The following is a 662-nucleotide window of genomic DNA, read 5'->3' on the forward strand; positions in this document are numbered from 1 at the left end:
GCACCAGTAGCAACACCAGTATTAGTAGAAGACTCATCTTCAGTACACTCAATAGTAATATCTGCAGGAACATTGATTGTAGGATCAGTAGTATCAACCACCGTGATTGTTTGGTCAGCAGATACGCTGTTACCACACTCATCAGTTACCGTCCAAGTTCTAACAATAGTTTTCGTATTACCACAAGCTGCAGTCTCTACGTCTGACTCAGTAATGGTCACTGTACCACAAGTATCTGCACCAGTAGCAACACCAGTATTAGCAGAAGACTCATCTTCAGTACACTCTATAGTGACATCAGCAGGAACATTGATTGTAGGATCAGTAGTATCAACCACAGTAATAGTCTGGTCAGCAGATACGCTGTTACCACACTCATCCGTTACGGTCCAAGTTCTAACAATAGTTTTCGTATTGCCACAAGCAGCAGTTTCAACATCAGATTCCGTAATCGTTACTGTACCACAAGTATCCGTACCAGTAGCAACACCAGTATTAGCAGAAGACTCATCTTCGGTACACTCAATAGTGACATCCGCAGGAACTGTAATCGTAGGGTCAGTAGTATCAACCACAGTGATCGTTTGGTCAGCAGATACGCTGTTACCACACTCATCCGTTACGGTCCAAGTTCTAACAATAGTTTTTGTATTACCACAAGC

General features: G+C 42.7%; 1 pseudogene. It reads right to left on the reverse strand.

What is annotated here, in order from left to right:
- Positions 1–662: pseudogene (locus tag ACXAFS_RS15285) on the reverse strand (gliding motility-associated C-terminal domain-containing protein); the annotation flags it as partial.

The organism is Winogradskyella sp. ABM4_392, assembly GCF_056160445.1.